Here is a 25,101-nt window from a genome sequence, read left to right on the forward strand (position 1 = left end):
AAAAAAGAAGCCGCACTTTATCATGATAAAGTACGGCTTCGGCCAATTTTTATTGTTATCTGAACATTAACTGTTTGTTGGTTCTTCTGCTTTTTTTATAGCGATGGTCAATTCGTCCCTATCCTTGTCCAGGTCCATAAAAATACTGTCTCCTTCACCCAGTTTCGAAGTGATGATCTCTTCGGCGAGGGCGTCTTCGATATATTTTTGTATGGCCCTTTTCAGCGGACGGGCACCATACTGCTTATCGAACCCTTTCTCCGCGATGTAATCTTTGGCCTTACCGCTGAGCTTAAGATTGTAGCCGAGATCTTTGATCCGCAAATACAATCTTTCCAGTTCGATATCGATGATTTTGTGAATATCTTCTCTCTCGAGCGGATTAAACACAACGACATCATCGATCCGGTTAAGAAATTCGGGAGCAAAGGCTTTTTTCAGGGCATTTTCGATAACGCTTTTCTGATATTCGCCTTCCTGAGCTTTTTTGGCTGTGGTGCCGAATCCGACTCCCTGTCCGAAATCCTTGATCTGTCTGGCTCCGATATTCGAAGTCATGATAATGATCGTATTTCGAAAATCTACTTTTCGTCCGAGACTGTCTGTCAGGTAACCGTCGTCAAGCACCTGTAAAAGCATATTGAATACATCCGGATGCGCCTTTTCGACCTCGTCGAGAAGAATGACCGCATAGGGTTTTCTACGGACTTTTTCGGTGAGTTGCCCGCCTTCTTCATAACCTACGTACCCGGGAGGTGCTCCGATAAGCCTTGATATGGCGAATTTCTCCATGTATTCGCTCATGTCTATACGGACCAGCGAATCTTCCGAATCGAAAAGTTCCCTGGCCAGTACTTTGGCCAGCTGGGTTTTACCTACACCGGTTTGCCCGAGGAATATAAAGGAGCCTATCGGCTTGTTCGGATCTTTGAGTCCGGCGCGGTTTCGCTGTATGGCTTTCACGACTTTATTAACAGCTTCATCCTGTCCGATAACTTTCCCTTTGATGAGTTCGGGAAGTTTGGCAAGTTTGCTGCTTTCTGCCTGCGCTATACGGTTTACAGGAACTCCGCTCATCATGGATACCACATCAGCAACGTTGTCTTCGGTAACGGTTTCCCGGTGAAGTTTGCTTTCTTCTTCCCATTTTTCCTGGGCGGAGGCAAGGTCTTTCTCCAGTCGCTTTTCATCGTCACGAAGCTTTGCAGCTTCTTCGTATTTCTGTTTTTTAACTACCGAATTTTTCAGTACACGCACATCTTCGAGCTGTTTTTCCAGTTCGAGGATTTGTTTGGGAACTTCCATATTGGTAATATGTACCCGTGATCCGGCTTCGTCCAGAGCGTCAATAGCCTTGTCCGGAAGGTAGCGATCGGTCATATAACGACTGGTGAGCTTCACACAGGCCTCGATAGCTTCTTCCGTATAGTTTACGTTGTGATGCTCCTCGTATTTTTCTTTGATATTGTGAAGAATCTCAATGGTTTCTTCAATGCTTGTAGGTTCCACGATCACTTTCTGGAAACGTCGCTCGAGGGCGCCGTCTTTCTCGATATACTGACGGTACTCGTCCAGTGTGGTAGCTCCTACACATTGAATTTCTCCTCTGGCCAGTGCAGGTTTGAACATGTTGGAAGCATCCAGGCTTCCCGTTGCTCCACCGGCACCTACGATAGTGTGGATCTCGTCTATAAAGAGGATGATGTCATCGTTCTTTTCCAATTCGTTCATCACAGCCTTCATCCGTTCCTCGAACTGTCCCCGGTACTTGGTACCGGCAACAAGAGAGGCCAGGTCGAGTGTCACTACACGTTTGTTGTAGAGGATACGGGACACCTTCTTCTTGACGATCCTCAGGGCAAGCCCCTCGGCGATGGCACTTTTACCTACACCGGGTTCTCCCACCAGTAACGGATTGTTTTTCTTTCTACGGCTGAGTATCTGTGATACCCGTTCTATTTCCTTTTCTCTTCCCACTACGGGGTCCAGTTTACCTTCTTCGGCCAGTTGGGTAAGATCCCGTCCGAAATTATCCAGCACCGGAGTTTTGGATTTTTTGGTCGATTTACCTCCCGAAGGGTTGTTGAACGGGTTGTCCCGCGATGGCTCTTCCGGTGTTCCCGGTTCGTCCGAATAGGACTCGGCGGAAGGCAGGTCTATATATTCGTCTTCACTTGCACTCATAAACTTAAATTGTTCTTTTACCCCGTCGTAATCTACTTTAAGTTTATTAAGCAGTTTGGTCGTGGGGTCGTTTTCGTTTCTCAATATGCACAATAAAAGATGCGCTGTGTTTATGGAGGAACTCTGAAAGAGTTTTGCTTCCAGAAATGTTGTTTTCAGAGCGCGCTCCGCCTGCCTGGTCAGATGCAGGTTTTTTTTATCGCTTGCAACAAAGGCAGTACCGGAATTTGCCGGACTCAGTATTTCCACTTTTCTCCGTAGCACATCCAAATCCACATCCATTGCATGAAGTATATTAATTGCTTTGCCACTACCGTCACGCAGCAGTCCAAGCATAAGGTGTTCCGTGCCTATAAAGTCATGTCCGAGACGTAAAGCCTCCTCCTTGCTATAAGCAATAACATCTTTTACTCTCGGTGAAAAATTGTCATCCATAATTTTATCTCCTTTCGATTTTCCCCGGAATCAAAATCAAGGTATGGGTTACGGGGAACAGGTTTAAAAATAATAAAAATCCATAACAGTATTACAAAAACCATACCCTTTGAAGTGGAACGTACTGCTAATAGACGAAAAATCTATGAAAAACAAAAATTTTTAAGCCGTATTTTATTAACGGTTTTTGAGGGTACGGGCGGGATGCGGGACATCTTACTTTTCGGATTCCTGTCTTTTTCACAAAAACCGGGAGAAAAAACGGTCCTTCGGAAGCGGAGCGATAGTCTGTAGCTTCCCCAAACGGCCTGTCCTGGCTACCGGGGAGTGTACTTCGGGTAAAAGCGCTGAGACCATAATATATTGGTAGTCACAGGGGTCTGATCACATGCCGTATACCTGCATTTACTGTTGATAAAATACTTAAAAAAGGAAGGTCTTTTGCCGGAGGAAAGTGAATAAAATCCGTATATTGGCTCGATTTGAAATTAAACCTGTATAATTAATTTTTTTAATATGGCAGAAGGAGAAAAGCTGATCCCTATTAACATTGAAGATGAGATGAAGTCGGCTTACATCGATTATTCGATGTCGGTCATTGTGTCACGTGCGCTTCCGGACGTAAGGGACGGATTGAAGCCGGTACACAGAAGGGTTCTGTTCGGAATGTATGAACTGGGCGTACTCAGCAATCGACCTTATAAAAAATCGGCGAGGATAGTTGGAGAGGTTCTGGGGAAGTACCACCCGCACGGGGATAGCTCCGTATATGATACCATGGTAAGGATGGCCCAGGAATGGAGCCTTCGTTACATGCTGGTTGACGGACAAGGTAACTTCGGTTCGGTAGACGGTGATCCGCCTGCTGCGATGCGATATACCGAGGCACGGATGCGTAAGATCTCGGAAGACATGTTGGCAGATATAGACAAAGAGACAGTGGACCACTCCCTGAACTTTGACGATACGCTGAAAGAACCGACAGTACTGCCTACCAGGGTACCCAATCTCCTTGTTAACGGCGCTTCCGGAATTGCCGTAGGTATGGCGACCAATATGCCTCCCCATAACCTGGCGGAAGTTGTGGACGGTACGATAGCCTATATCGACAATCACGATATAGAGATCGACGAACTGATACAGCATATCAAAGCACCGGATTTTCCAACCGGAGGAATTATCTACGGATATGACGGCGTACGGGAGGCTTTTAAAACCGGTAAAGGAAGAGTCGTTATCCGTGCCAAAGCGGTCATCGAAGAGGTACAGGGACGCGAATGTATAATTGTTACCGAGATTCCGTACCAGGTAAACAAGGCGGAAATGATCAAGAAAACCGCAGACCTGGTCAATGAAAAGAAACTGGAAGGTATTTCCAATATCCGTGACGAATCGGATCGTAACGGTATGCGTATCGTATATGTACTCAAAAGAGATGCGATACCCAATATCGTTCTGAATACCTTATATAAGTATACCGCACTGCAATCTTCGTTCAGTGTGAATAATATCGCACTTGTAAAAGGACGTCCGCAATTGCTGAACCTCAAGGAAATGATCCATCATTTCGTAGAACACAGGCATGAGGTTGTTGTTCGCCGTACGGAATATGAACTGAAGAAGGCCGAAGAGCGGGCTCATATCCTGGAAGGACTCATCATCGCTTCGGATAATATAGACGAGGTTATCGCTATTATACGAGGGTCCAGCAATGCGGAAGAAGCCCGGGGAAAACTCATGGAGAGGTTCTCACTTTCGGAAGTTCAGGCCAGAGCGATCGTAGAAATGCGATTGAGACAACTTACAGGACTGGAGCAGGACAAACTGCGTGCGGAATATGAAGAGATCAAACAACTGATCGAAGAATTAAAGGATATCCTGGCCCGTAAGGAACGCAGAATGGAGATCATCAAAGAAGAACTTCAGGAGGTCCGGGATAAATACGGCGACCCGAGAAGATCTACGATAGAATATGCCGGAGGTGACCTGAGCATAGAAGATATGATTCCGGATGAGCAGGTTGTTATAACCATTTCGCATGCGGGATATATCAAGAGAACTTCCCTGTCCGAATACAAAACCCAGAACAGGGGTGGAGTGGGGCAAAAGGCATCCAATACGCGTAACGAAGATTTCCTCGAGCATCTTTTTGTAGGAACCAATCACCAGTACATGATCTTCTTTACACAGAAAGGAAAATGTTTCTGGCTCCGTGTTTATGAAATACCGGAGGGCACAAGGACTTCCAAGGGCCGTGCGATACAGAACCTGATCAATATCGAACAGGATGATAAGGTGAAAGCTTTTATCTGCACGAAAGACCTTAAAGATGAAGCGTACATCAATAATCACTATGTGATTATGGCCACCAAGAAAGGAATCGTTAAAAAGACTTCCCTGGAGCAGTATTCCCGTCCGAGACAAAATGGTATCAATGCCATAACCATCCGTGAAGACGATGAATTGCTGGAAGCGAAACTCACCACGGGTACCAGCCAGGTGATGCTCGCCGTACAATCGGGTAAAGCAGTACGTTTTGAGGAAGAAAAGACCAGACCCATGGGACGAAACGCTTCGGGAGTACGGGGGATTACCCTCGCCGATGATTCGGATGAAGTGGTCGGGATGATCACCATTGATAACCCGCAGGAGGAAAGTGTTCTTGTGGTTTCGGAGAATGGTTACGGAAAACGAACCTTTATCGATGACCCTGAAGACGGCAGCCCTATATACCGAATTACAAATCGTGGAGGAAAAGGTGTAAAAACCATTTCTATTACGGAAAAAACCGGTAAATTAGTAGCCATAAAAAGCGTATCGGACACGGACGACCTGATGATTATAAATAAATCGGGCATCGCTATTCGTTTGAAAGTGAGTGATCTGCGCGTTATGGGCCGTGCCACCCAGGGAGTGAGACTTATCAGTATCAAAGGTAAGGATTCTATTGCTGCGGTAGCTAAAGTCATGCGTGAAGAAGAAGCCGAAGATCTGGAACTTGACGGAACCGATACGGATATTACGGAGGCCGATGTGTAATTTTGTTAAAAAATTATATTAAGTTTACCGTAAATCAAAAAATAAAACCTAATCTTGAGCCGTTTTAACGGATATAATTAAAAAGAAAACTATTTTAATTCAAGACCCATGAAGAAAAAGATTTTTATTTTTTCTGCGTTGTTAATTTCTTCTTTATCCATAGCACAGAAGAAAGAGTTGAGGGATGCGGAGAAAGCGTTGAAAAAGGGAAGTATAGCAGATGCCAGGACTGCATTGCAAAGCGTGGAGAATTCCATTGACTCCGCTGATGAAAAATACCAAGCTCAGTATTATTTCCTGGAAGGAAAACTGAACTACGAGCAGGCTAAAAAAGGCGGGGATGCCGATGAGTCTTACCAGAAAGCCGTAGAGGCATTCAAACAGCTTATCGAAGTTGAAAAAGAAAGCGGTAGTGAGAAATACACGGGTGAAGCTTCCCAGCTTATACAGACTATTTCTGCCGACCTGGTAAATTCGGCGGTCGAAGACAACCAGAATCAGGACTATGCTGCAGCAGCGAAAAAGCTTTATATGGCATACCAGCTCGATACCAATAATCAGGATTATCTGTATTATGCAGCTTCCAGTGCGGTAAACGGAGAAGATTACGACACGGCACTGAAGTATTACGAAGAACTCAAAGAACTCGGATACACCGGTGAAGCGGTGAAGTACTACGCGACAAATAAAGAAAGCGGTGAGCGTGAAGAACTTTCCAAAGAACAGAGAGATCTTATGGTAAAGGCCGGAACTCACGAAAAACCGGAAGAAGAAAAGACAGAATCCAGATTTCCTGAAATCGTAAAGAATATCGCTCTGATCTACTCGCAAAAAGGTGATAGCGAGAAGGCGATTGAAGCCGTACAGGAAGCACGGAAAGTAGATCCGGAAGATGTAAATCTTTTGATGACCGAGGCCAACCTCTATATCAAACTCGGACAAAAAGATAAGTTTAAAGAGGTTATGGAGCAGGCTATCCAGAAAGATCCCAATAACCCGATGCTGTACTACAACCTCGGAGTTATTACGGGAGAGCAAGGCAATAAAGAACAAGCCCGTAAATATTACGAAAAAGCTATCGAGCTCGATCCTACATACGAGGCAAGTTATATGAACATGGCTTCACTTATCCTCGGAGAGGAAGTAGCTATAGTTGATGAAATGAACAGCCTGGGAACTTCAAAAGCCGACAACAAGCGTTATGACGAATTGAAGGCCAAGAGGGAAGGGCTTTACAAAGATGCGATACCTTACCTGGAAAAAATCCTGGAACTGAACCCCGAAAGTGTCGAAGCAACCAAAACTTTGATGAATATCTATGGTTCTATAGGTGAAGACGCCAAATACAGTGAAATGAAAAGCAAGCTCGAAACGATGCAATAAGAGTTTGTCGTACATCATAGATAACATGCAAAAAGCGGGAATCTGACTGATTCCCGCTTTTTTTATGTGTAAATGGTTTATTTAATTTTCCTGTAAATAAGAAGCAGGCCTGTAACGGCCTGCTTCCATAGAATGCATGAGTTATAGCGTTATTCTCCGGCAGGTGTCTCCTGATTCCTGAATACGAGCTTATCGTCGAATTCATCCAGGAGTACTATGCTGTCGGTAGATACTTTACCGCTGAGAATTTCTTTGGAGAGCTCGTTGAGCACTTCGCGCTGGATAATTCTTTTCACCGGTCTTGCCCCGAATTGCGGATCGTATCCTTTTTTGGCCAGGTAAGCGATCGCTTCTTCCGTGGCATCCATGACAATATGCTGCCTGGCTATCATCTTGGTTACATTTTTGAGTTGTAACTGAACAATCTCCCTGATATTCGCTGCCGTGAGTGGTGTAAACATGATGATATCGTCTATCCTGTTAAGAAACTCCGGCCTGACCGTTTGTTTTAACAATCCTAAAATCTCTATCCTGGCAGATTCGGTAGCGCTTGTTATATCTTTTGTCGCTTCGAATTTTTCCTGGATGATGTGGCTTCCGAGGTTACTGGTCATGATAATGATCGTATTCTTAAAATCGGCCAGGCGTCCTTTATTATCCGTGAGACGTCCTTCGTCCAATACCTGTAAGAGAATATTAAAGGTGTCGGGGTGTGCTTTTTCGATCTCGTCCAGCAAAACCACAGAATAGGGTTTACGACGGACTGCTTCGGTGAGTTGCCCGCCTTCATCGTAGCCTACATACCCGGGAGGTGCTCCTACCAGCCTGCTCACGGAATGACGCTCCTGATATTCACTCATATCGATCCGGGTTATGGCCGACTCGTCGTCGAACAGGTATTCGGCCAGGGCTTTGGCCAATTCTGTTTTTCCTACCCCGGTAGTTCCGAGGAAGAGGAACGAACCAATAGGTCTTTTTTCATCCTGTAAACCGGCACGGCTTCTGCGAATAGCATCGGATACCGCCTGTATGGCTTCTTCCTGACCGACAACTCTGCGGTGAAGTTCTTCTTCGAGCCTGAGCAGTTTTTCACGGTCGCTCTGCAACATTTTGGTTACCGGGATTCCTGTCCACTTGGCCACCACCTCGGCGATGTCTTCATTGGTAACTTCTTCCTTGATCAACGAACTGCCTTTGGATTGCTGCTGGTCCATCTGCTCCTGCAATGTATCCAGTCGTTCCTGGGCTTCCTTGATCTTTCCATAACGTATTTCGGCTACTTTTCCGTAATCACCGTCGCGTTCTGCCCGTTCTGCTTCGAGCTTGAAATTCTCGATTTCCTCCTTGGTATTCTGGATGCTATCCACAACTTCTTTTTCACTTTGCCATTTTGCATAGATCTCATTCCTGTCTTCTTTGAGGTTTGCGAGATCGGCATTGAGCGATTTCAGCTTATCCTCATCATTTTCGCGTTTAATAGCCTCAATTTCAATTTCGAGTTGCATAATTTTACGATCCAGCACGTCCAGTTCCTCGGGTTTGGAATTGATTTCCATACGGAGTTTGGAAGCTGCTTCGTCCATAAGGTCAATCGCCTTATCGGGTAAAAACCTGTTGGTAATATAACGCTGTGACAGCTCTACTGCGGCAATAATGGCCTCGTCCTTGATCCTTACCTTGTGGTGAGTTTCATACTTTTCCTTGATACCCCGAAGTATGGATATAGCACTTTCTGTGTCCGGTTCATCAACCATAACTTTTTGGAAACGCCTTTCGAGTGCTTTGTCCTTTTCGAAGTATTTCTGATACTCGTCGAGTGTAGTGGCTCCGATGGCCCTGAGTTCACCTCTGGCCAATGCGGGTTTCAGTATATTTGCCGCATCCATGGCACCTTCACCGCCACCGGCACCTACCAGGGTATGGATCTCATCGATAAACATTACGATATTACCATCGGAAGACGTAACTTCTTTAATGACGGATTTCAGTCTTTCTTCGAATTCTCCTTTATATTTCGCTCCTGCGATCAGGGCACCCATATCCAGGGAGTAGATCTCTTTGTCTTTGAGGTTCTCCGGGATGTCCCCCTGTATGATCCGGTGTGCAATGCCTTCAGCAATAGCCGTTTTACCCACGCCGGGCTCCCCGACGAGCATCGGGTTGTTCTTGGTGCGCCGGGAAAGGATCTGTAAGACCCTGCGTATTTCCTCATCGCGACCTATAACGGGATCCAGTTTGCCGTCGTTGGCAAGCTGATTCAGGTTTTTCGCATATTTGTTCAGGGCATTGTAGGTTTCTTCTGCTCCGGCAGATGTTACTCTTTCTCCTTTGCGGAGTTCATCGATCGCTGCCTGAAGCCCTTTTTCCGTGACTCCCTGATCTTTGAGTATCTGGGCTATCTTGCTTTTGGATTTGAAAATAGCAAGGATGAGATGTTCTACAGATACGTATTCATCATTCATTTTTTTGGCGATGATACCGGCTTCGTTCAACGTTGTTCCGGCTTCGCGCGAAAGCATTAACTGTCCGCCTTCTACTTTAGAAAAGCTTTGCAGGGTATTGTCCAGGATCTGCCTGAGCAGCGGCACATTGACCTGTAGCTTTTTCAGCAGGAAGGGGAGCACGTTTTCATCTACTTCAAAAATGGCTTTGAAGAGATGTTCGTTTTCAATTTGCTGATGACCATATCCCTGGGCGATCTGTTGCGCCTGCTGTATGGCCTCCTGTGATTTTATGGTAAAATTGTTAAGGTTCATCTGTATTGTTTTAACTATGACTAATAGGTTCAGGCATGTACAGTCAATTCTTATTCCATGATGATATTGCAGACATTTTGTCTGTTATTTTTCGATTCGAGCAGACAAAATGTCGCTTAGGTGATGGTCATGATAACTTCATCAGGCCCTCGGATAAATGGGAAGTATCATTTACCTTTGCAGTGAACGCGTACTAAAATAACAGATATAAAGTTATGGGTTTTTTTGATACTATTTTCGGTAAAAAGGGATCAAATTCCGAAGAAAAGGAAGGGAATGAAAAAAAAGCATGGGCATGGGAACCGCTTATGACTGTAGAACAGCTCGAAGATGTTGTGCGGGAGAGCCATAGTGTACCCGTGGTGATTTTCAAGCACAGTACACGCTGTGGCATCAGCCGTATGGCTTACAGGAATTTTGAGAACGACATGAATGCGAATGGGATTGAGGTACGGTTTTACTATCTCGATCTGTTGTCGTACCGGGAGGTCTCTAATGCCGTGGCATCCCGGTTGGGAGTGGCTCACGAAAGTCCGCAACTACTCCTTTTGAAGGACGCAAAAGTGGTGTATCACGAATCTCACGGTAACATTTCGGCACAACGGCTAAGGGAGCTTCTCGAGGAAGCCTGAGAAAGTATATATAAGGATAAACGTTGAGGGTGGGGAGGGAGCCTGACTTATCTATTCTGATCAAAAACATTTCATTTCCTACTTCGAAGACGACCAATTGAAATCTCGTTTGAGGAGCAAGAAAAGCCTGTGATAATCAATGAGTTTTCAAACATGTTCCCCGGTCTTTTTGGGAGGTTTATTACTAATCTGGTTTTAAGTAGTATACATCTGAGCCAATTGTTGCTGTAAATCGGTAGGTGTTTCATCCAACTTAGCTTTTACAAATTTATTAAGTGCAGCAGGTGAATTAAACCCCAATTCAAAAGCGATCTCTTTATGGGAATAATTGGAGAGTAAGAGCAATTGTTTAATCTCGTTCATTATCCGGGTATGAATAGTTTCTATTGAAGTCAGCCCCGCAAGTTTCTTTGTGATCTCATTGAGTTTTTTGGGAGATATGTTAAGCTTTTCCGCATACCAACTTACAGATCGCTCCGTCTTATAATTTCTTTCAAGCAGTTCGAGAAATCTTGCATAGATTTTCGATTTATCATTTACAGGAAGGCTTTCATCCCATTTTTTGTGAGCATATTCAACCAATTTCAGCAATAATATTTTGATATAAAATCGGGCCTGTTCTTTTTTGACCGATGTAAGATCGTGGTACAGCTTTTCTACCTGGCCCAAAAGCATCTTTATGTCGTCTCTTTCGGTTTCGGGGAGTTCCAGGTGGTTGAGCTTTTCCGATAAATTATAGTTGTATATTTTCAATTCATTTTTGAGAATATCCGAACAGAACAATACCTCGTCAAAGAGCACCATGTACCCATGAAAGTCCTTGCTGATCTTTTCTTTCGAAGATAATTGTTCCGGAAATATCAGACAGATATTTCCTTCTCCAACAACATACCGACGATCTTCCACTTGCATATGCATTGTTCCCTGTTGCACAAAAATGAAACAAAAATGATCTTTAGAGTGCGGGTTTTTATATGGTTTCAGTCCTTCTTTGTCCATCTGAAAAATATGAAAGGGCGTAATAGCCCTTTCCGTACTACTCTGTATATCTTTTAAACGATGTGTGATCATAGCGGTTTATTTACGACAACTGCTATTTATAAAAATTTTGCAGCTTTTTGATCGACCAGGTACAGAAGTTCTCCATTTACCGGATCTAATAATTGCGAGGGATATGTTGCCGGATCGTACTCGCCTTTTAATACCTGTTTTAATGCCGGGGCTTTGGCATCTCCAAAAGTGATTACAACGATGTTTTTAGCACGATTTATAAATGGAGCTGTGAGTGTTATCCTGTACATTTCCTGACTATTCAGGTAGTATGCCGAAACCCACGCTTTCTCTTCATTCAAAACCTCTGTCTGCGGAAATAATGATGCCGTATGTCCGTCGTCTCCCATGCCCAGCAGCATTAAATCTATGGTAGCATCGTCGCCCAGTTTTTCTTTTAATTGAGTTTCATACGCTGCGGCGTAGACTTCCGGCTTTACACCCTCCTTGTACATGGGAAATATGTTTTCTTGTGGGATAGGGACGTGGTTCAAAAGAATTTCATACGCCATTTTGGTGTTACTCAATTCATGATCCAAAGGAACCCATCTCTCATCTCCCCAAAAAACCAGAATTTTACTCCAATCTATTTGTTTTTTATATTCATCAGTCGCTAATAATTGATAAAGACCTTTCGGTGATGACCCTCCGGTTAATGAGACCGAGAAGTATCCCTTTTCTTTTATCGCGTCCTTGGCAGATTGACTGAAAATTTCGGCAGCTTTTCTTAAAATCTCTTCTTGTGAAGGAAATATCTTTAGCATATCGTTCTTTTTTAGTTTATTTCGGAGTTTGAAATCCAGTAATGTCCCTGTCTTTTGAGAAGTTCGTCCGAAGCTTCCGGTCCCCAACTTCCTGCAGGGTAGGTCTGCATCTTTGCTATATCAAAACGTTCCCATGCTTCTTGTATATTTGAAATAACATCCCATGCTTCCTCTACCTGATCAGATCGCATAAACAATGTAGGATCACCTTCCAGGACGTCAAGCAGGAGTGTTTCGTATGCTTCGGGGGTATTGGGTGAACACTCGAAGAAATCGAATACCATATCTACAGGCTTAAGTTTCATATTCAGACCAGGTTTTTTGGCCATAAATGACAACTTTATATCCATTTCCGGCTGTATGTTGATCGTTAATTTGTTTGGAGATAACATGCTTTTATTATTACGAAAAGTATCATCAGGAACTTCTTTGAAACTGATGACGACCGAAGATTGTTTTGCAGCCATACTTTTTCCGGTGCGCATATAGAAAGGAACGCCATTCCAGCGCTCGTTATCGATATAAAATTTCATGGCGACAAATGTTTCTGTTTTTGAACCCGGGTTTACACCGGGCTCCTCAAGGTACCCGACCTTATCATGACCGTCTATACGGCCCTGTGTATATTGTGCTCTTACCGTATAGTGCTCAATATCTTCCACATGTATTCTTCTGACGCTTTTTAATACGTCGGCTTTCTTATTTCTTATTTCGGAAGATTTGAAAACTGAGGGGGGCTCCATGGCAACCATACATAGAATTTGCATGAGATGATTCTGTATCATATCGCGTAATGCACCTGCTCCGTCATAATAACTTCCACGCTCTTCTACACCAACTTTTTCAGCGACTGTAATTTGTATCGAATCGATATATTTGTTGTTCCACAAAGGTTCGAACATTATATTCGCAAAGCGAAACGCCAGGATGTTCTGGACCGTCTCTTTCCCCAGATAATGATCGATTCTATAAATCTGATTTTCCTCGAAGTTATTGGACAATAAATTATTGAGATGTATAGCAGATGCTTTGTCATATCCAAAAGGTTTCTCGATAATTATCCTGTCTTTTATGCGGTCCTTTACCAGCTCGTATTTTTTCAGGTTATTAGATACATTCTCGATAAAATTCGGAGCTATTGATAAATAAAAAATTCTATCGGTCCTGTGAGCGATCTCCGAATCATATTCATCGAGTTCCTTTTTTAAGGAATAAAAAGATTGGTCATTTTTAATATCGAATGGCACATATCTTATCTTCTCCCGGAATTGGCTCCATTGGGCCTCGGAGAAGTCATGATTTCTTGAGAAATTATGGATGTTTTCTAAAATATATTCACCGAATGTTTCATCGGTATGCTCTTTTCTTCCCAAAGAAAAAATGGTAAAATCTTCCGGCATCCATCCTTCTAAGAATAAATTGAAAAATGCAGGGAATAATTTTCGCTTCGCCAGATCACCGGTAGCTCCGAAAACTACGATTGATGTTGGTGTTTGCTTATGTGATTTCATCTTGTCAGCTATTTTTTTCAATCCCATTTGGTGTGAAAAATCCCTTCTTTGTCAATTCTTTCATAGGTATGTGCACCAAAAAAGTCTCTTTGTGCCTGTATTATATTCGTGGGCAACTCTTTAGCGCGGTATGCATCGAAATAAGCCAGTGCATTCATCCATGCTGCTGCCGGCACACCATTTTGAATGGCTTCTTTTATTATTGTGCGAATGCTGCTTTGCGAAGCGTTTAATTTATGGGCTATTTCCTGATCAAGCATTATATTTGATAATCCGGGATTGACTGAAAATGCTTTTCTGAAGTTTTCCAGCAGTTCGGCACGAATAATACATCCTCCCCGCCATATTTTACAAACGGTTTCTAATTGGAGATCGTAATGATACGTGTCTGATGCTACTTTGAGTTGTGCCAAACCCTGCGCATAAGTTACAATCATTGCAAAATAGAGCCCGTTTTTTAATTGATCTACATCCGGTTCGGAGTGTTCCTGATCATTATTCCAGTGCAATAACTGCGAAGCTTCGATTCTTTCCGGCTTAAATTTGGAGATATCTCTCATGGATACCGCGGCATCAATAACCGGTATAGGGACTTGCAGGTCCATGGCATTCTGTGATGTCCATTTCCCCGTACCTTTAGATTTTGCCCAATCTGATATGAGATCAACCAAGTGAATATCACCTTCTTTTTTCCGGAGAATTTGCGCAGTGATCTCGATGAGAAATGAGTTTAACTCTTCTTTATTCCATTGCTCAAATGTTTTTTGAATCGTTTCGGTATCCAGATGATATACTTTTTTCATCATATCACAGGTCTCTGCAATAAGCTGCATAATACCATACTCTATACCATTATGAACCATTTTTACGTAATTACCTGCAGATCCGTTACCCAGAAATTCCACACAGGGTTCTGTACCTACTTTTGCAGCTATGGCTTCGAAAACAGGTCGTAAACGTTCATAAGCCACTTTGTCCCCACCGGGCATCATGCTTGGTCCTCTTCTGGCTCCGTTTTCTCCACCTGATATGCCCATGCCAAAGAAATGTATGCCTACATCTGATAATTCTTTGTATCTTCTCTCTGTATCTGTAAAATAGGTGTTTCCTCCATCTATCAGGATATCTCCTTTATTTAAAAAGGGTAATAGGCTTTTAATTGCACTATCTACCGGGTTCCCGGCAGGAACAAGTAGCATTATGGCCGTGGGTTTTTCAAGAGATCGTACAAATTCCTCCACCTGGGTAGTTGCCAGAATTTTATGATGATGCCGGGCTTCAGACTGTAAAGAAGCGACTTTTTCTGCATCCAGATCCAAACCCGCTACGGCATATCCATGATCGGCCATATTAAGTAATAAGTTTCTACCCATTACTCCTAAACCCACTATTCCAAAATTGTAATGAATCATTTTCTAATATTTATGAATATTCCTTTTGTGAATTTTAATTTGCTAATATCCGAAAATAATAGTTTATGAATAGAAACATATTGGATTTTCATAACATCAAGGTCTTCCGTAATGAATTAAGAAAACCTTGATGATGCGATGCTTCCCTAAAGACCTATGCACCGATGGCTTCTTGCAAAGCTTTTGCAGCGGCTGCCGGATCTTTTGCTCCGTAGATACTTCCCCCGGCAACGACAACAGTGGCACCGGCTGCAACAACGTCTTTTACGTTGTCGATGTTGACTCCGCCTGCAACTGAAAACGGCACCTGAGCTTCGATCCCTTCAGTAATTAATTTTTGTATACTGTAGCCCGGCAGCGCCTGCTCGTCCAGTCCGGCATGGAGCTCTACAAATGCTACACCGAATGCAGAGACTTCCTTGGCACGTTGTACACGGTTTTGAACTCCTATGGTATCTACCACTACTTTTTTTTCCAATTTATGGGCAGCTTCTACAGCACCTTTGATCGTTGCGTCATCTACTGCCCCCATAACCGTAACCAGATCAGCTCCGGCATTGAATGCCATTTCTGCTTCCAAAGCACCTGTGTCAGCGGTCTTCATATCTGCAAAAACGAGTTTGTCCGGATGTGCAGATTTCATTTCCTTGATTACGTTAAGGCCTTCTGCCTTGATTAAAGGAGTCCCTAATTCGATAATATCTACATAAGGAGAAACTTTTGCAGCCAATTCCAATGCTGCTTCAGTTGTTAATAAATCGATTGCTACTTGTAACTTAGCCATAATACAAAAAATTAATGTTTATTTATTTCGTAATAATTATTCAAGATTGGCGTGTTTTGTCCAGAGATCCTCTTTTGTGAGTCCGGAATCTTTCCACAACTTCATAAATACAGCGTCCAGCATTATTAAGACGGACTGTTCGAACAAGCTTCCGGCATATTGTTCTGAAGCAGATTCTCCGAAATCGGTTTTTACGGCGGCTTTAATGATCAGTATATGGTCCGATATTCTCGCAATGGGGCTGTCTTTTGCCGTAGTGATAGCTACCACGGTTGCCTTTTGTCTTTTTGCTTTTTCTACAGCGGATACCAGTGTAGTCGTTGTTCCTGAGCCAGAGCCTACGATTAACATATCTCCTTCCAAAATTGCAGGGGTTGTGGTTTCGCCCATTATATGGACGTTGTAACCGAGATGCATAAAGCGCATGGCGGCCATTTTTAACGCTAATCCGGTACGACCGGCTCCTGCGAAGAATATTCGTTTTACACTTTTTATACGGTCTTCCAGCAATGCTACGGAACGCCCTTCCATATGCGACAGCACAGCTTCATTTTCTGCTAATATGATCTTTAAATTTTTTATTGTAGTATTATCTTGTCTCATATTCTCAATCTATAATTTCGGGATACCCCTCTCTTTTATTGATACTGCAAAATTATATGGTGAGGTCCTGATGCATATTATACAAATGATGTTATCTGATATACATTCACTCCTGTTTCGCCTTGTAAAGCGGCATGTGCCGTTTATGACCAATGACGGATAATAACAGAAAGGCAGAAGTATTTGAACCTTTGAAAAGCAAGCGGTCTATAGCTGGGAATAGCAGGTATGGTAGTACCGTTTCCTATAAGGGTAGCCGGAACTGTTGGCGGCTTTTAAAATTGCGGTTTGTTTGGAGCCGGGACAAAGGAAAAGGAGACCGGAAAATTATATGATCTATTTGCCTTTCGGGCAGAAGACTTCTGCTTTTTGGCAGCGGTTTTGAATGTAAAAGATATTAAGAAGACGTGGCTTAGAACTGATTTCCGTAAAAACAAAAAACGCCCTGCGCGTGCAGAACGTTTTTATAACCAACCAAAACCTTCCCGATGTTGTAACGCCGGGAATTAGAAACAATATTCGTTTTCTGCAATAACCTTGTCTGCAATTTTCTCTCGGAGCGCAACGACATTCGGCAGATTTGTATATTTTGTGAAGCGTTTAAGTCCCATGAGCATCATGCGTTGTTCGTCGCCTTCGGCAAAGGAAGCAATACCTTCTTTTCCTTTTTGTGTAATAATATCCACAGCATTATAAAGATATAGTCTGGCCATGGCGATCTGAGTGTCGGCTTTATCTTCTCCATCTCTCTTAGCGAGTTTTTCGGTTCTCAGGATAACAGATTCGGCCATATAGATCTCGATAAGTATATCTGCGGCTGCCATAAGCAACTGCTGATGTTCTTCGAGGGCAGGTCCGTATTTTTGTACGGCAGACCCCGCAACCATGAGAAATACCTTTTTCAATTTACCGATCATTTCCTTTTCTTCGGAGAAGAGCTGGGAATAATCGGGAGTATCAAAAGAAGGAATACCCATCAGTTCATCCGCTACATTTTTGGCAGGGGTGAGCAGGTCTACATGTCCTTTCATGGCTTTTTTAACCAGCATGCCTACCGTAAGCATACGGTTTATTTCGTTTGTTCCTTCGTAGATACGGGATATTCTCGCATCTCTCCATGCGGCTTCCATAGGGGTGTCTTCCGAGAACCCCATACCTCCGAAAATCTGAATTCCTTCATCCGTACAATGCTGGATATCTTCGGAAACAGCTACTTTGAGTATAGAACATTCGATAGCGTATTCTTCTACGCCTTTCAGTTCGGCTTCCTGGTGCGTATTACCCTGTGACTGTCTTATGGCAATACGGTCTTCTATGTTTTTGGCAGCCCTGTACGATGCAGACTCTCCGGCATACATCGTTGCAGCCATTTCTGCGAGTTTGGATTTAATAGCTCCGAACTGTGCAATAGGAGTTTTAAACTGTACACGCTCATTGGCGTATTTTACCGAATTGGTAATTACCCTTCGCTGAGCATCGAGACATGCCGCAGCGAGCTTTATACGGCCTATATTGAGGGCATTCATGGCAATCTTGAAACCATCACCTCTTTCGGAAAGCACGTTCTCCACCGGAACTTTGGTATCGTTAAAGAATACCTGCCGGGTAGAGGAGGCCCTGATCCCCAGTTTATGCTCTTCTTCACCGAGCGTAATACCGTTATCCGGATCGTACTCTACGATAAAGCCGGTGATATATTTATCGTCTTCTATCCGGGCAAAAACAATCATCAGGTTGCAGAACCCCGCATTGGATATCCACATTTTCTGACCGGAGATCAGGTAGTGTTTCCCATCTTCACTGAGTACAGCTTTTGTTTTACCACTGTTGGCATCGCTCCCGGCTCCCGGTTCGGTAAGGCAGTACGAACCAAACCATTCTCCCGATGCCAGGCGAGGTACGTATTTCTTCTTTTGTTCTTCGGTTCCGTAAAGGAGTATAGGCATGGTACCGATACCGGTATGTGCACCGAAAGCGGTAGCCAGCGAACCTGTTGCCCCGGAGATATAGTCACAAACCAGCATGGTGGACACAAAACCCATTCCCATACCGCCCAATTCCTCCGGTACCGCTATACTGAGAAGACCGAGCTCTCCTGCCTTGCGCATGATCTCCTCGGTAAAGGCGTAATCCTTCTTCTCAAACTTTTCTTTATTCGGCCATACTTCACGGTCTATAAAATCTTTTACCGTGTCCCGCATCATTTTCTGTTCTTCCGAAAAATCTTCAGGAGTAAAAATATCCTCGCATGCGGTTTCCTTAATGAGAAACTGTCCGCCACGGAGTATATTGTCTTGTTCTGCTTGTGTTTCCATAACCCTTTTTATTATTTTGTTTTCTCAGTGTCTTATAACAATTCGTATATACCGGCTGCACCTTGTCCGGTACCCACACACATGGTTACCATTCCGTATTTATTTCCGCGCCGTTTCATTTCATCAAACAATTGTACGGAGAGTTTGGCCCCGGTGCATCCCAGGGGATGCCCCAAAGCAATCGCTCCGCCATTGACATTGACGATATCGGGATTCATACCGAGTTCCCGGATCACAGCAAGAGATTGCGAGGCAAAGGCTTCGTTGAGCTCTACAAGCTCGATATCTTTCAATTGCATTCCGGCTTGTTGCAAAGCCTTCGGGATCGCTTTTACAGGGCCGATCCCCATAATCCTGGGCTCGACACCGGCGGCGGCATAGCTGACCAACCGCGCTATGGGTTCCAGGTTGAGTTCTTTAACCATCTCTTCACTCATCACCATAACAAAAGCGGCTCCGTCACTCATCTGCGAAGAGTTTCCGGCAGTAACACTTCCGTTATTGGCAAAGACGGGGCGTAATTTGGCAAGCACTTCAAGGGAAGTATCGGCACGAGGGCCTTCGTCTTTGCTTACGGTATAATTTTTTGTTGCTTTTTTTCCTGAACTATCCACATAAGTCTGTTCTATGGGAATAGGAATGATCTGCCGGTCGAATTTTCCTTCCGCCTGGGCTTTTAGGGCTTTTTGATGTGAGTTGAAAGCAAATTCGTCCTGATCTTCTCTTGTGACCTTGAATTTTTCGGCCACGGCTTCTGCAGTGAGTCCCATACCCCAGTAATAATTTTCATGGCCTGCCTTGGCCAGAGCATAATCGGGTACAGGCTTGTAGCCTCCCATGGGAATATAACTCATACTTTCCGCACCACCCGCGATGATACAACCGGCCATTCCAGATTGTATTTTTGCAGTGGCCATACCTATGGTCTCTATACCGGAAGCGCAGTACCGATTGACCGTAACTCCGGGGACATCGACGATATCGAGTCCCATCAGGGAGATGAGCCTTGCCATATTCAATCCCTGTTCGGCTTCGGGCATGGCATTACCCACCATCACATCGTCGATCCGTTTTTTATCGAGTTGCGGGAGTTCTTTGATGATATGCTGTATTGTTTCTGCCGCGAGCTCATCCGGTCTTTTAAACCGGAAGGTGCCTCTCGGGGCTTTGCCTACGGCAGTACGGTATGCTTTTACTATATATGCTGTTTTCATTTTTTAGATGTTAGATGTTAGTATTGAGATGTTAGATTTTTGATTTGAACGAATAAAACATCTTCTGAATTTCTTCCTGCTTCTTCCGCTATATTGGAAGGAACGGAAACAGAACTTCTCTTGATTTGAGAACTAATTCCGAATTTCTCATTATCCGGGATTTTAGAATAGCGTATATAAATTTCTTTGGCTCATGGTATCGATTTTTTCCAAACAATTAAATCCTCTGCTTTATACATGTTATAAAAATCTAAATTCTAAAATCTCATTACTCCATGCTTTATTAATTCCTCAACGGTTTCCCCGTCTTCAACATGTGTTGTATCCTTTCGAGCGTTTTGCGTTCAGTGCATAAGGAGAGGAACGCTTCCCGTTCGAGATCCAGCAGGTACTGTTCGCTGACATGGGAGGCTTCGGAAAGATCTCCGCCTGCCATGACATAAGCCAGTTTGTTGGCTATTTTCTTATCGTGTTCGGATATATATTTACCCGCATACATGCTGTCCGTACCAACGAGGAAGGCGCCGAGGGCCTGTTTTCCCAGTACTTTGATATCTTTTCTCTTTACCGGTTGGGTGTATCCGGCATCGGCCAGTAATACCGCATGCTTTTTGGCTTCGGCGATCTGGCGGTCCTTGTTAACCACAATGATATCCTTGCCTTTTTGCAGAATACCGAGGTCATAGGCTTCATAGGCAGATGTAGATACTTTTGCCGTTCCTATAGTGAGGAAGTATTCTCTTAGCGCATTCAACTCCACATCGTCTTTTTTAAAGGTATCCGATGCCCTCAGTGTCATTTCTTTGGAGCCTCCCCCTCCCGGGATTACCCCGACACCGAATTCAACCAGGCCGATATAGGTTTCGGCTGCGGCCACTACCTTGTCGGCGTGCATGCTCATTTCACACCCGCCTCCGAGTGTCATTCCGTGAGGAGCTACAACTACCGGAATAGAAGAGTATCGCACCCGCATCATGGTATCCTGGAACATCTTTATGGCCATATTAAGTTCGTCGTATTCCTGTTCCACAGCCATCATAAAGATCATCCCTATATTCGCTCCGACCGAAAAATTGGCAGCCTGGTTACCGATAACCAGTCCGTCATACTCCTTTTCGGCGATATCTATCGCCTTATTGATCCCCTGTAATACTTCTCCGCCTATCGTGTTCATTTTGGAGCGGAATTCTACATTGAGGATACCGTCTCCCAGATCTTCAACGATGGTGTCGCTATTGCTCCAGACTTTTTTACTTTCACGGATATTGTTGAGGATGATAAAGGCGTCCTGTCCCGGGACCTTCACCTGGGAACGGGAAGAAACATCGTAATAATAGGTATTTCCATCCTTGATGGTATAAAAAGAATCGTTTCCGGAACCGAGCATTTCCTCTACCCAGGCGGCAGGTTTTTCACCCTCGGCTTTCATAATCTCAAGTCCGTCTTTTATGCCTATCGCATCCCATATTTCAAACGGTCCGTTCTCCCATCCGAATCCCGCTTTCATGGCATCGTCTATTTTATAAAGATCATCGGTGATTTCGGAAATACGATGTGAAACATAGGCAAACATGGCAGCAAAATTCTTTCTGTAGAAGTCGCCAGCTTTATCTTTTCCGCCGACCAGTACTTTAAAACGGTCGATAGGACGATCTATGGTTTTGGTGAGCTCGAGCGTGGCAAAAGATGCTTTTTTACCGGGGCGGTATTCCAGAGTATCCAGATCGAGGGAAAGTATTTCACTCTTTCCGTCATCGTTCTTAACCTTTTTATAGAACCCTTGCCCTGTTTTACTACCCAGCCATTTGTTTTCCATCATGGTATTGATGAAGCCCGGCAGTTTAAAGAGTTCATGGGCTTCGTCTTCCGGACAATTTTCATAAAGCCCGTTAGCCACATGTACCAGGGTATCGAGCCCCACCACATCTACGGTACGGAAGGTAGCCGATTTCGGGCGCCCGATGACCGGGCCGGTGAGTTTGTCTACTTCTTCTATGGTCAGTCCCATTTCTTTCACCTGGTGAAAAAGGCTCATAATCCCGAAAATCCCTACGCGGTTCCCGATAAAAGCAGGAGTGTCTTTAGCAACTACCGATGTTTTTCCGAGGAATTTATCACCGTAAACATTCAGAAAACCGAGAACTTCTTCCGAAGTCTTCGGTCCGGGAATAATTTCAAAAAGCTTGAGATATCGTGCGGGATTGAAGAAGTGTGTGCCGCAAAAGTGCCTCTGGAAATCTTCGCTGCGGCCTTCGCTCATAAAATGAATCGGAATTCCGGAAGTATTCGAAGTAATCAGCGTGCCGGGAGTGCGGTATTGTTCTATCTGCTCGAAAACCTTTTTCTTGATGTCGAGTCTTTCCACGACGACTTCGATCACCCAGTCTACCCCGGAAATCTTACTGAGGTCATCCTCGAGATTTCCCGTCGTAATGCGGTCCGCAAATTTTTTGTGATAGATAGGAGAGGGGTTCGACTTCAATGCCGCAGTCAGGTTGTCGTTGGCGATACGATTTCGGACCACCTTATCATTCAGGCTCAGTCCCTTTTGCTGTTCTTTATCGGTAAGCTCCCGGGGAACGATATCGAGAAGCAGTACTTCTACGCCGATATTGGCAAAATGACAGGCAATGCCACTTCCCATAATTCCGGAGCCGATAACTGCTACTTTCTTAATGTTTCGTTTCATGTGTTTTGTTGTGGTTTTTCGTTATGGTGATAGCACCGTAAAAACGGGCGTATTATGATTTATATATTTTCTTTTCGACGATGAGATTGTTTATAATCTCAACAACCTCAAAAAATGATTTAAGCTTTTCTTCGGATACCTGGTCTTTAATGACTTCATTGAATCGTAAGACAACAGCCTTGGAAAGTTCCCTTTTTTCCCGTCCGAGCTCGGTAAGGCAAATCAGGACACTCCTGCCGTCATCGGGATTGGGTTTCCTTTCGATCAGGCCCTTTGCCTGCATGTTTTTGAGAATGCGGGATAAACTGGTGGCTTCCATACCCATTTTAGGGCCAAGTGAAGTGGAAGGTGTACCCTTTTCTTTATCTATACTCAATAAAGTAAATCCTGTTGCCATAGTAGTGTCGTATTTTCCGGCTTCTTCATTGTACATCCTCGCAATAGCCTGCCAGGTAGCTCGCAATGCGTAATCTATGGTTTTGTCTTTCATCTGAATCGGTCTGAAAACCAAATATACAAAAATTTACTATGCACGCATAGTAAATAGGTGTTAATTTTTATGATGTTCAAAACCAAGCTTTAATTTATGACAATTCTTTAATAAAACCTAAAATTGGGATAGGGTTTTAACCATAATTTAATGGTTTCGATGATCGATCTGACCGGATGTACTATGGGATGCCTAAAAGCTGGGGAAAACAACAACTGGCCCTGATTATAGCTATGGTGTAAGCAATACACCTGTTATTTCACAGAATATGTATATTTGTTATCGAACACGTTAATGAAATTTCAGTATGACAAAATATGGTTTATTCGGGTTATCGGTGCTGTTCTGTATCGTATCTTCTCCTGCGCAAGGCAACGAGAAGTTAGCCGAAGAAGTTGATGCGCAAAAAATGGAGTGGTTTGCCGATGCAAAACTCGGAATTTTCATTCATTGGGGGATATATGCCGTAAACGGTGTAGACGAATCCTGGTCTTTCTATAATGGTAAAATAAGCCATAAAGATTATATGGATCAGCTGCGGGGCTTTACCGCTCAAAAGTACGATCCAGAATACTGGGCCGGACTGATCAGGGAGAGCGGTGCTCAATACGCGGTAATCACTTCCAGGCATCACGATGGGATAGCCCTATGGGATACCCGGCAGGGAGGGTATACAACGGTTAAGGACACTCCTGCCCGTAGAGACCTGATCACTCCTTTTGTACAAGCACTCCGTAAAGAGGCTCTGAAGGTAGGTATATACTATTCGCTCTCTAACTGGTCGCATCCGGATTATAACGAATTTACCAGGGAAGAGAAACGCTATACACTGAAGGAGCAACCGGAGCGTTGGAAACGTTACCTGAACTACATGGACGGACAGATCGAAGAACTCGCGGCTTCTTATAACCCGGATCTCTGGTGGTTTGACGGTGACTGGGAACACGCTGCAGAGGAGTGGGATGCCCCCGGAATCCGAAAGATGTTGTTGAACAAAAATCCGGAGACGATCATCAATTCCCGTTTACAGGGGTATGGCGATTACAGCACTCCGGAACAGGGAGTTCCCGTATTCGGCCCTCCGGCTACCTACTGGGAGTTATGCCTTACGATGAACGGTAGCTGGGGCTATCAACCCCTCGACACTACATATAAAACACCATACGAGGTGATCCGTATTTTTTCGGATATGATCAGTATGGGAGGAAATCTTCTGCTGGATATCGGCCCGAAAGCCAACGGGGAAATTCCGGAAGAGCAGGTTCATATCCTCAAAGAACTGGGGAGGTGGACACATAAATACGGTGAAGCCATTTACGGTACGCGAAAAGGAATAGATCTGCATTATTTCTATGGGCCTACAACCTTGTCAAAGGATCGTAAAACTATTTTTCTTTTCGTACCGGGCCAATCACAACAAGATATCGTGCTCAAAGGTATCAAGAACAAGATAGATCGTATTACCATAGCAGGGAGCGGGGAGGAGCTGGAATATCACACCAAAGGGGCTATTGACTGGGCACATTACCCGGGAATAACCTATATCAATCTTCCGGAAGCATTGACGGATGTGTATATGACCGTTTTGAAAGTAACACTCGACAGTCCCCTGGAGTTGTTTAACAAGTACGGTCCTCAACCCGATAAAAAAGAGGACGGATCCGCAGAGCAGGAGTGAGGTATATAAAACAAAAGTCCTTAAAACTTTTGACAACTATCTCCGGTTTCGGTGCCAGGGGGTGATTTTGATTACGAAAAAACAACACTTATATCAGGAACATAACACCCTCCTGTTTCCGGCTGGGCAAATAGCATTTCAAATTTTTAAGGACTTTCTTTT

The 25,101-nt window shown here is 44.0% G+C and carries 17 protein-coding genes; 4 read left to right on the top strand and 13 right to left on the bottom strand.

Translation table 11 applies throughout. The features are described from left to right. Nucleotides 1–66: 66 nt before the first annotated feature. Nucleotides 67–2,619 carry an ATP-dependent Clp protease ATP-binding subunit gene (locus BT112_RS08650; RefSeq protein WP_072316975.1) on the bottom strand — a complete coding sequence of 851 codons (2,553 nt, stop codon included), beginning with the start codon at nucleotides 2,617–2,619 and terminating at the stop codon, nucleotides 67–69. Between the two features lie 516 nt (nucleotides 2,620–3,135). On the opposite strand from BT112_RS08650, the gene gyrA reads away from it, so the two are divergent. Together gyrA and BT112_RS08665 are read left to right on the top strand one after the other, a co-directional pair. Continuing rightward, entirely contained in the window at nucleotides 3,136–5,658 is a 2,523-nt protein-coding gene (gyrA, locus tag BT112_RS08660; RefSeq protein ID WP_072316977.1) for a DNA gyrase subunit A, read from the top strand. A 108-nt stretch (nucleotides 5,659–5,766) separates the two neighbouring features. After that, on the top strand, nucleotides 5,767–7,041 hold the full coding sequence (locus tag BT112_RS08665) for a tetratricopeptide repeat protein (RefSeq protein WP_072316978.1): 1,275 nt from the start codon (nucleotides 5,767–5,769) through the stop codon (nucleotides 7,039–7,041). Nucleotides 7,042–7,190: 149 nt separating this feature from the next. On the opposite strand, the gene clpB is transcribed toward BT112_RS08665, so the two are convergent. Then, on the bottom strand, nucleotides 7,191–9,797 hold the full coding sequence (clpB, locus tag BT112_RS08670) for an ATP-dependent chaperone ClpB (RefSeq protein ID WP_072316979.1): 2,607 nt from the start codon (nucleotides 9,795–9,797) through the stop codon (nucleotides 7,191–7,193). Between the two features lie 215 nt (nucleotides 9,798–10,012). On the opposite strand from clpB, the gene ytxJ reads away from it, so the two are divergent. Then, a complete protein-coding gene (ytxJ, locus tag BT112_RS08675; RefSeq protein ID WP_072316980.1) occupies nucleotides 10,013–10,429 on the top strand; it encodes a bacillithiol system redox-active protein YtxJ in 417 nt (138 codons plus the stop codon). Nucleotides 10,430–10,624: 195 nt separating this feature from the next. On the opposite strand, the gene BT112_RS08680 is transcribed toward ytxJ, so the two are convergent. From BT112_RS08680 to BT112_RS08735, 11 genes are all read right to left on the bottom strand, one after another. Continuing rightward, complete coding sequence (locus tag BT112_RS08680; RefSeq protein ID WP_072316981.1) at nucleotides 10,625–11,500, bottom strand: AraC family transcriptional regulator; 876 nt, start codon at nucleotides 11,498–11,500, stop codon at nucleotides 10,625–10,627. A 26-nt stretch (nucleotides 11,501–11,526) separates the two neighbouring features. After that, complete coding sequence (gene pgl, locus BT112_RS08685) at nucleotides 11,527–12,243, bottom strand: 6-phosphogluconolactonase (protein WP_072316982.1); 717 nt, start codon at nucleotides 12,241–12,243, stop codon at nucleotides 11,527–11,529. An 11-nt stretch (nucleotides 12,244–12,254) separates the two neighbouring features. Next, the gene (zwf, locus tag BT112_RS08690) at nucleotides 12,255–13,754 is read right to left on the bottom strand and encodes a glucose-6-phosphate dehydrogenase (RefSeq protein WP_072316983.1); all 1,500 of its coding nucleotides are present in this window, start codon (nucleotides 13,752–13,754) and stop codon (nucleotides 12,255–12,257) included. Nucleotides 13,755–13,771: 17 nt separating this feature from the next. Beyond that, entirely contained in the window at nucleotides 13,772–15,166 is a 1,395-nt protein-coding gene (gene gndA, locus BT112_RS08695; protein ID WP_072316984.1) for an NADP-dependent phosphogluconate dehydrogenase, read from the bottom strand. 154 nt (nucleotides 15,167–15,320) lie between these two features. After that, on the bottom strand, nucleotides 15,321–15,950 hold the full coding sequence (hxlA, locus tag BT112_RS08700; protein WP_072316985.1) for a 3-hexulose-6-phosphate synthase: 630 nt from the start codon (nucleotides 15,948–15,950) through the stop codon (nucleotides 15,321–15,323). A gap of 36 nt (nucleotides 15,951–15,986) precedes the next feature. Next, nucleotides 15,987–16,553, bottom strand: coding sequence for a 6-phospho-3-hexuloisomerase (gene hxlB / locus BT112_RS08705; protein WP_072316986.1), 567 nt, complete (start codon nucleotides 16,551–16,553; stop codon nucleotides 15,987–15,989). Nucleotides 16,554–17,059: 506 nt separating this feature from the next. Further along, nucleotides 17,060–18,868 carry an acyl-CoA dehydrogenase family protein gene (locus BT112_RS08715; RefSeq protein WP_072316988.1) on the bottom strand — a complete coding sequence of 603 codons (1,809 nt, stop codon included), beginning with the start codon at nucleotides 18,866–18,868 and terminating at the stop codon, nucleotides 17,060–17,062. A 32-nt stretch (nucleotides 18,869–18,900) separates the two neighbouring features. Further along, entirely contained in the window at nucleotides 18,901–20,082 is a 1,182-nt protein-coding gene (locus BT112_RS08720; RefSeq protein WP_072316989.1) for an acetyl-CoA C-acyltransferase, read from the bottom strand. Between the two features lie 17 nt (nucleotides 20,083–20,099). Then, on the bottom strand, nucleotides 20,100–20,264 hold the full coding sequence (locus BT112_RS08725; RefSeq protein WP_083564850.1) for a four helix bundle protein: 165 nt from the start codon (nucleotides 20,262–20,264) through the stop codon (nucleotides 20,100–20,102). Between the two features lie 101 nt (nucleotides 20,265–20,365). Beyond that, entirely contained in the window at nucleotides 20,366–22,771 is a 2,406-nt protein-coding gene (locus tag BT112_RS08730; protein ID WP_072316990.1) for a 3-hydroxyacyl-CoA dehydrogenase/enoyl-CoA hydratase family protein, read from the bottom strand. Nucleotides 22,772–22,823: 52 nt separating this feature from the next. Next, nucleotides 22,824–23,261, bottom strand: a complete 438-nt coding sequence (locus BT112_RS08735) for a MarR family winged helix-turn-helix transcriptional regulator (RefSeq protein ID WP_072316991.1) — start codon at nucleotides 23,259–23,261, stop codon at nucleotides 22,824–22,826. A gap of 307 nt (nucleotides 23,262–23,568) precedes the next feature. Here BT112_RS08735 and BT112_RS08740 point away from each other — a divergent pair, with 307 nt between their 5' ends. After that, a complete protein-coding gene (locus BT112_RS08740; RefSeq protein ID WP_072316992.1) occupies nucleotides 23,569–24,939 on the top strand; it encodes an alpha-L-fucosidase in 1,371 nt (456 codons plus the stop codon). The last annotated feature ends 162 nt before the right edge of the window (nucleotides 24,940–25,101 follow it).

The sequence above is a fragment of the Sinomicrobium oceani genome, assembly GCF_900119185.1.
Lineage (GTDB): Bacteria > Bacteroidota > Bacteroidia > Flavobacteriales > Flavobacteriaceae > Sinomicrobium > Sinomicrobium oceani.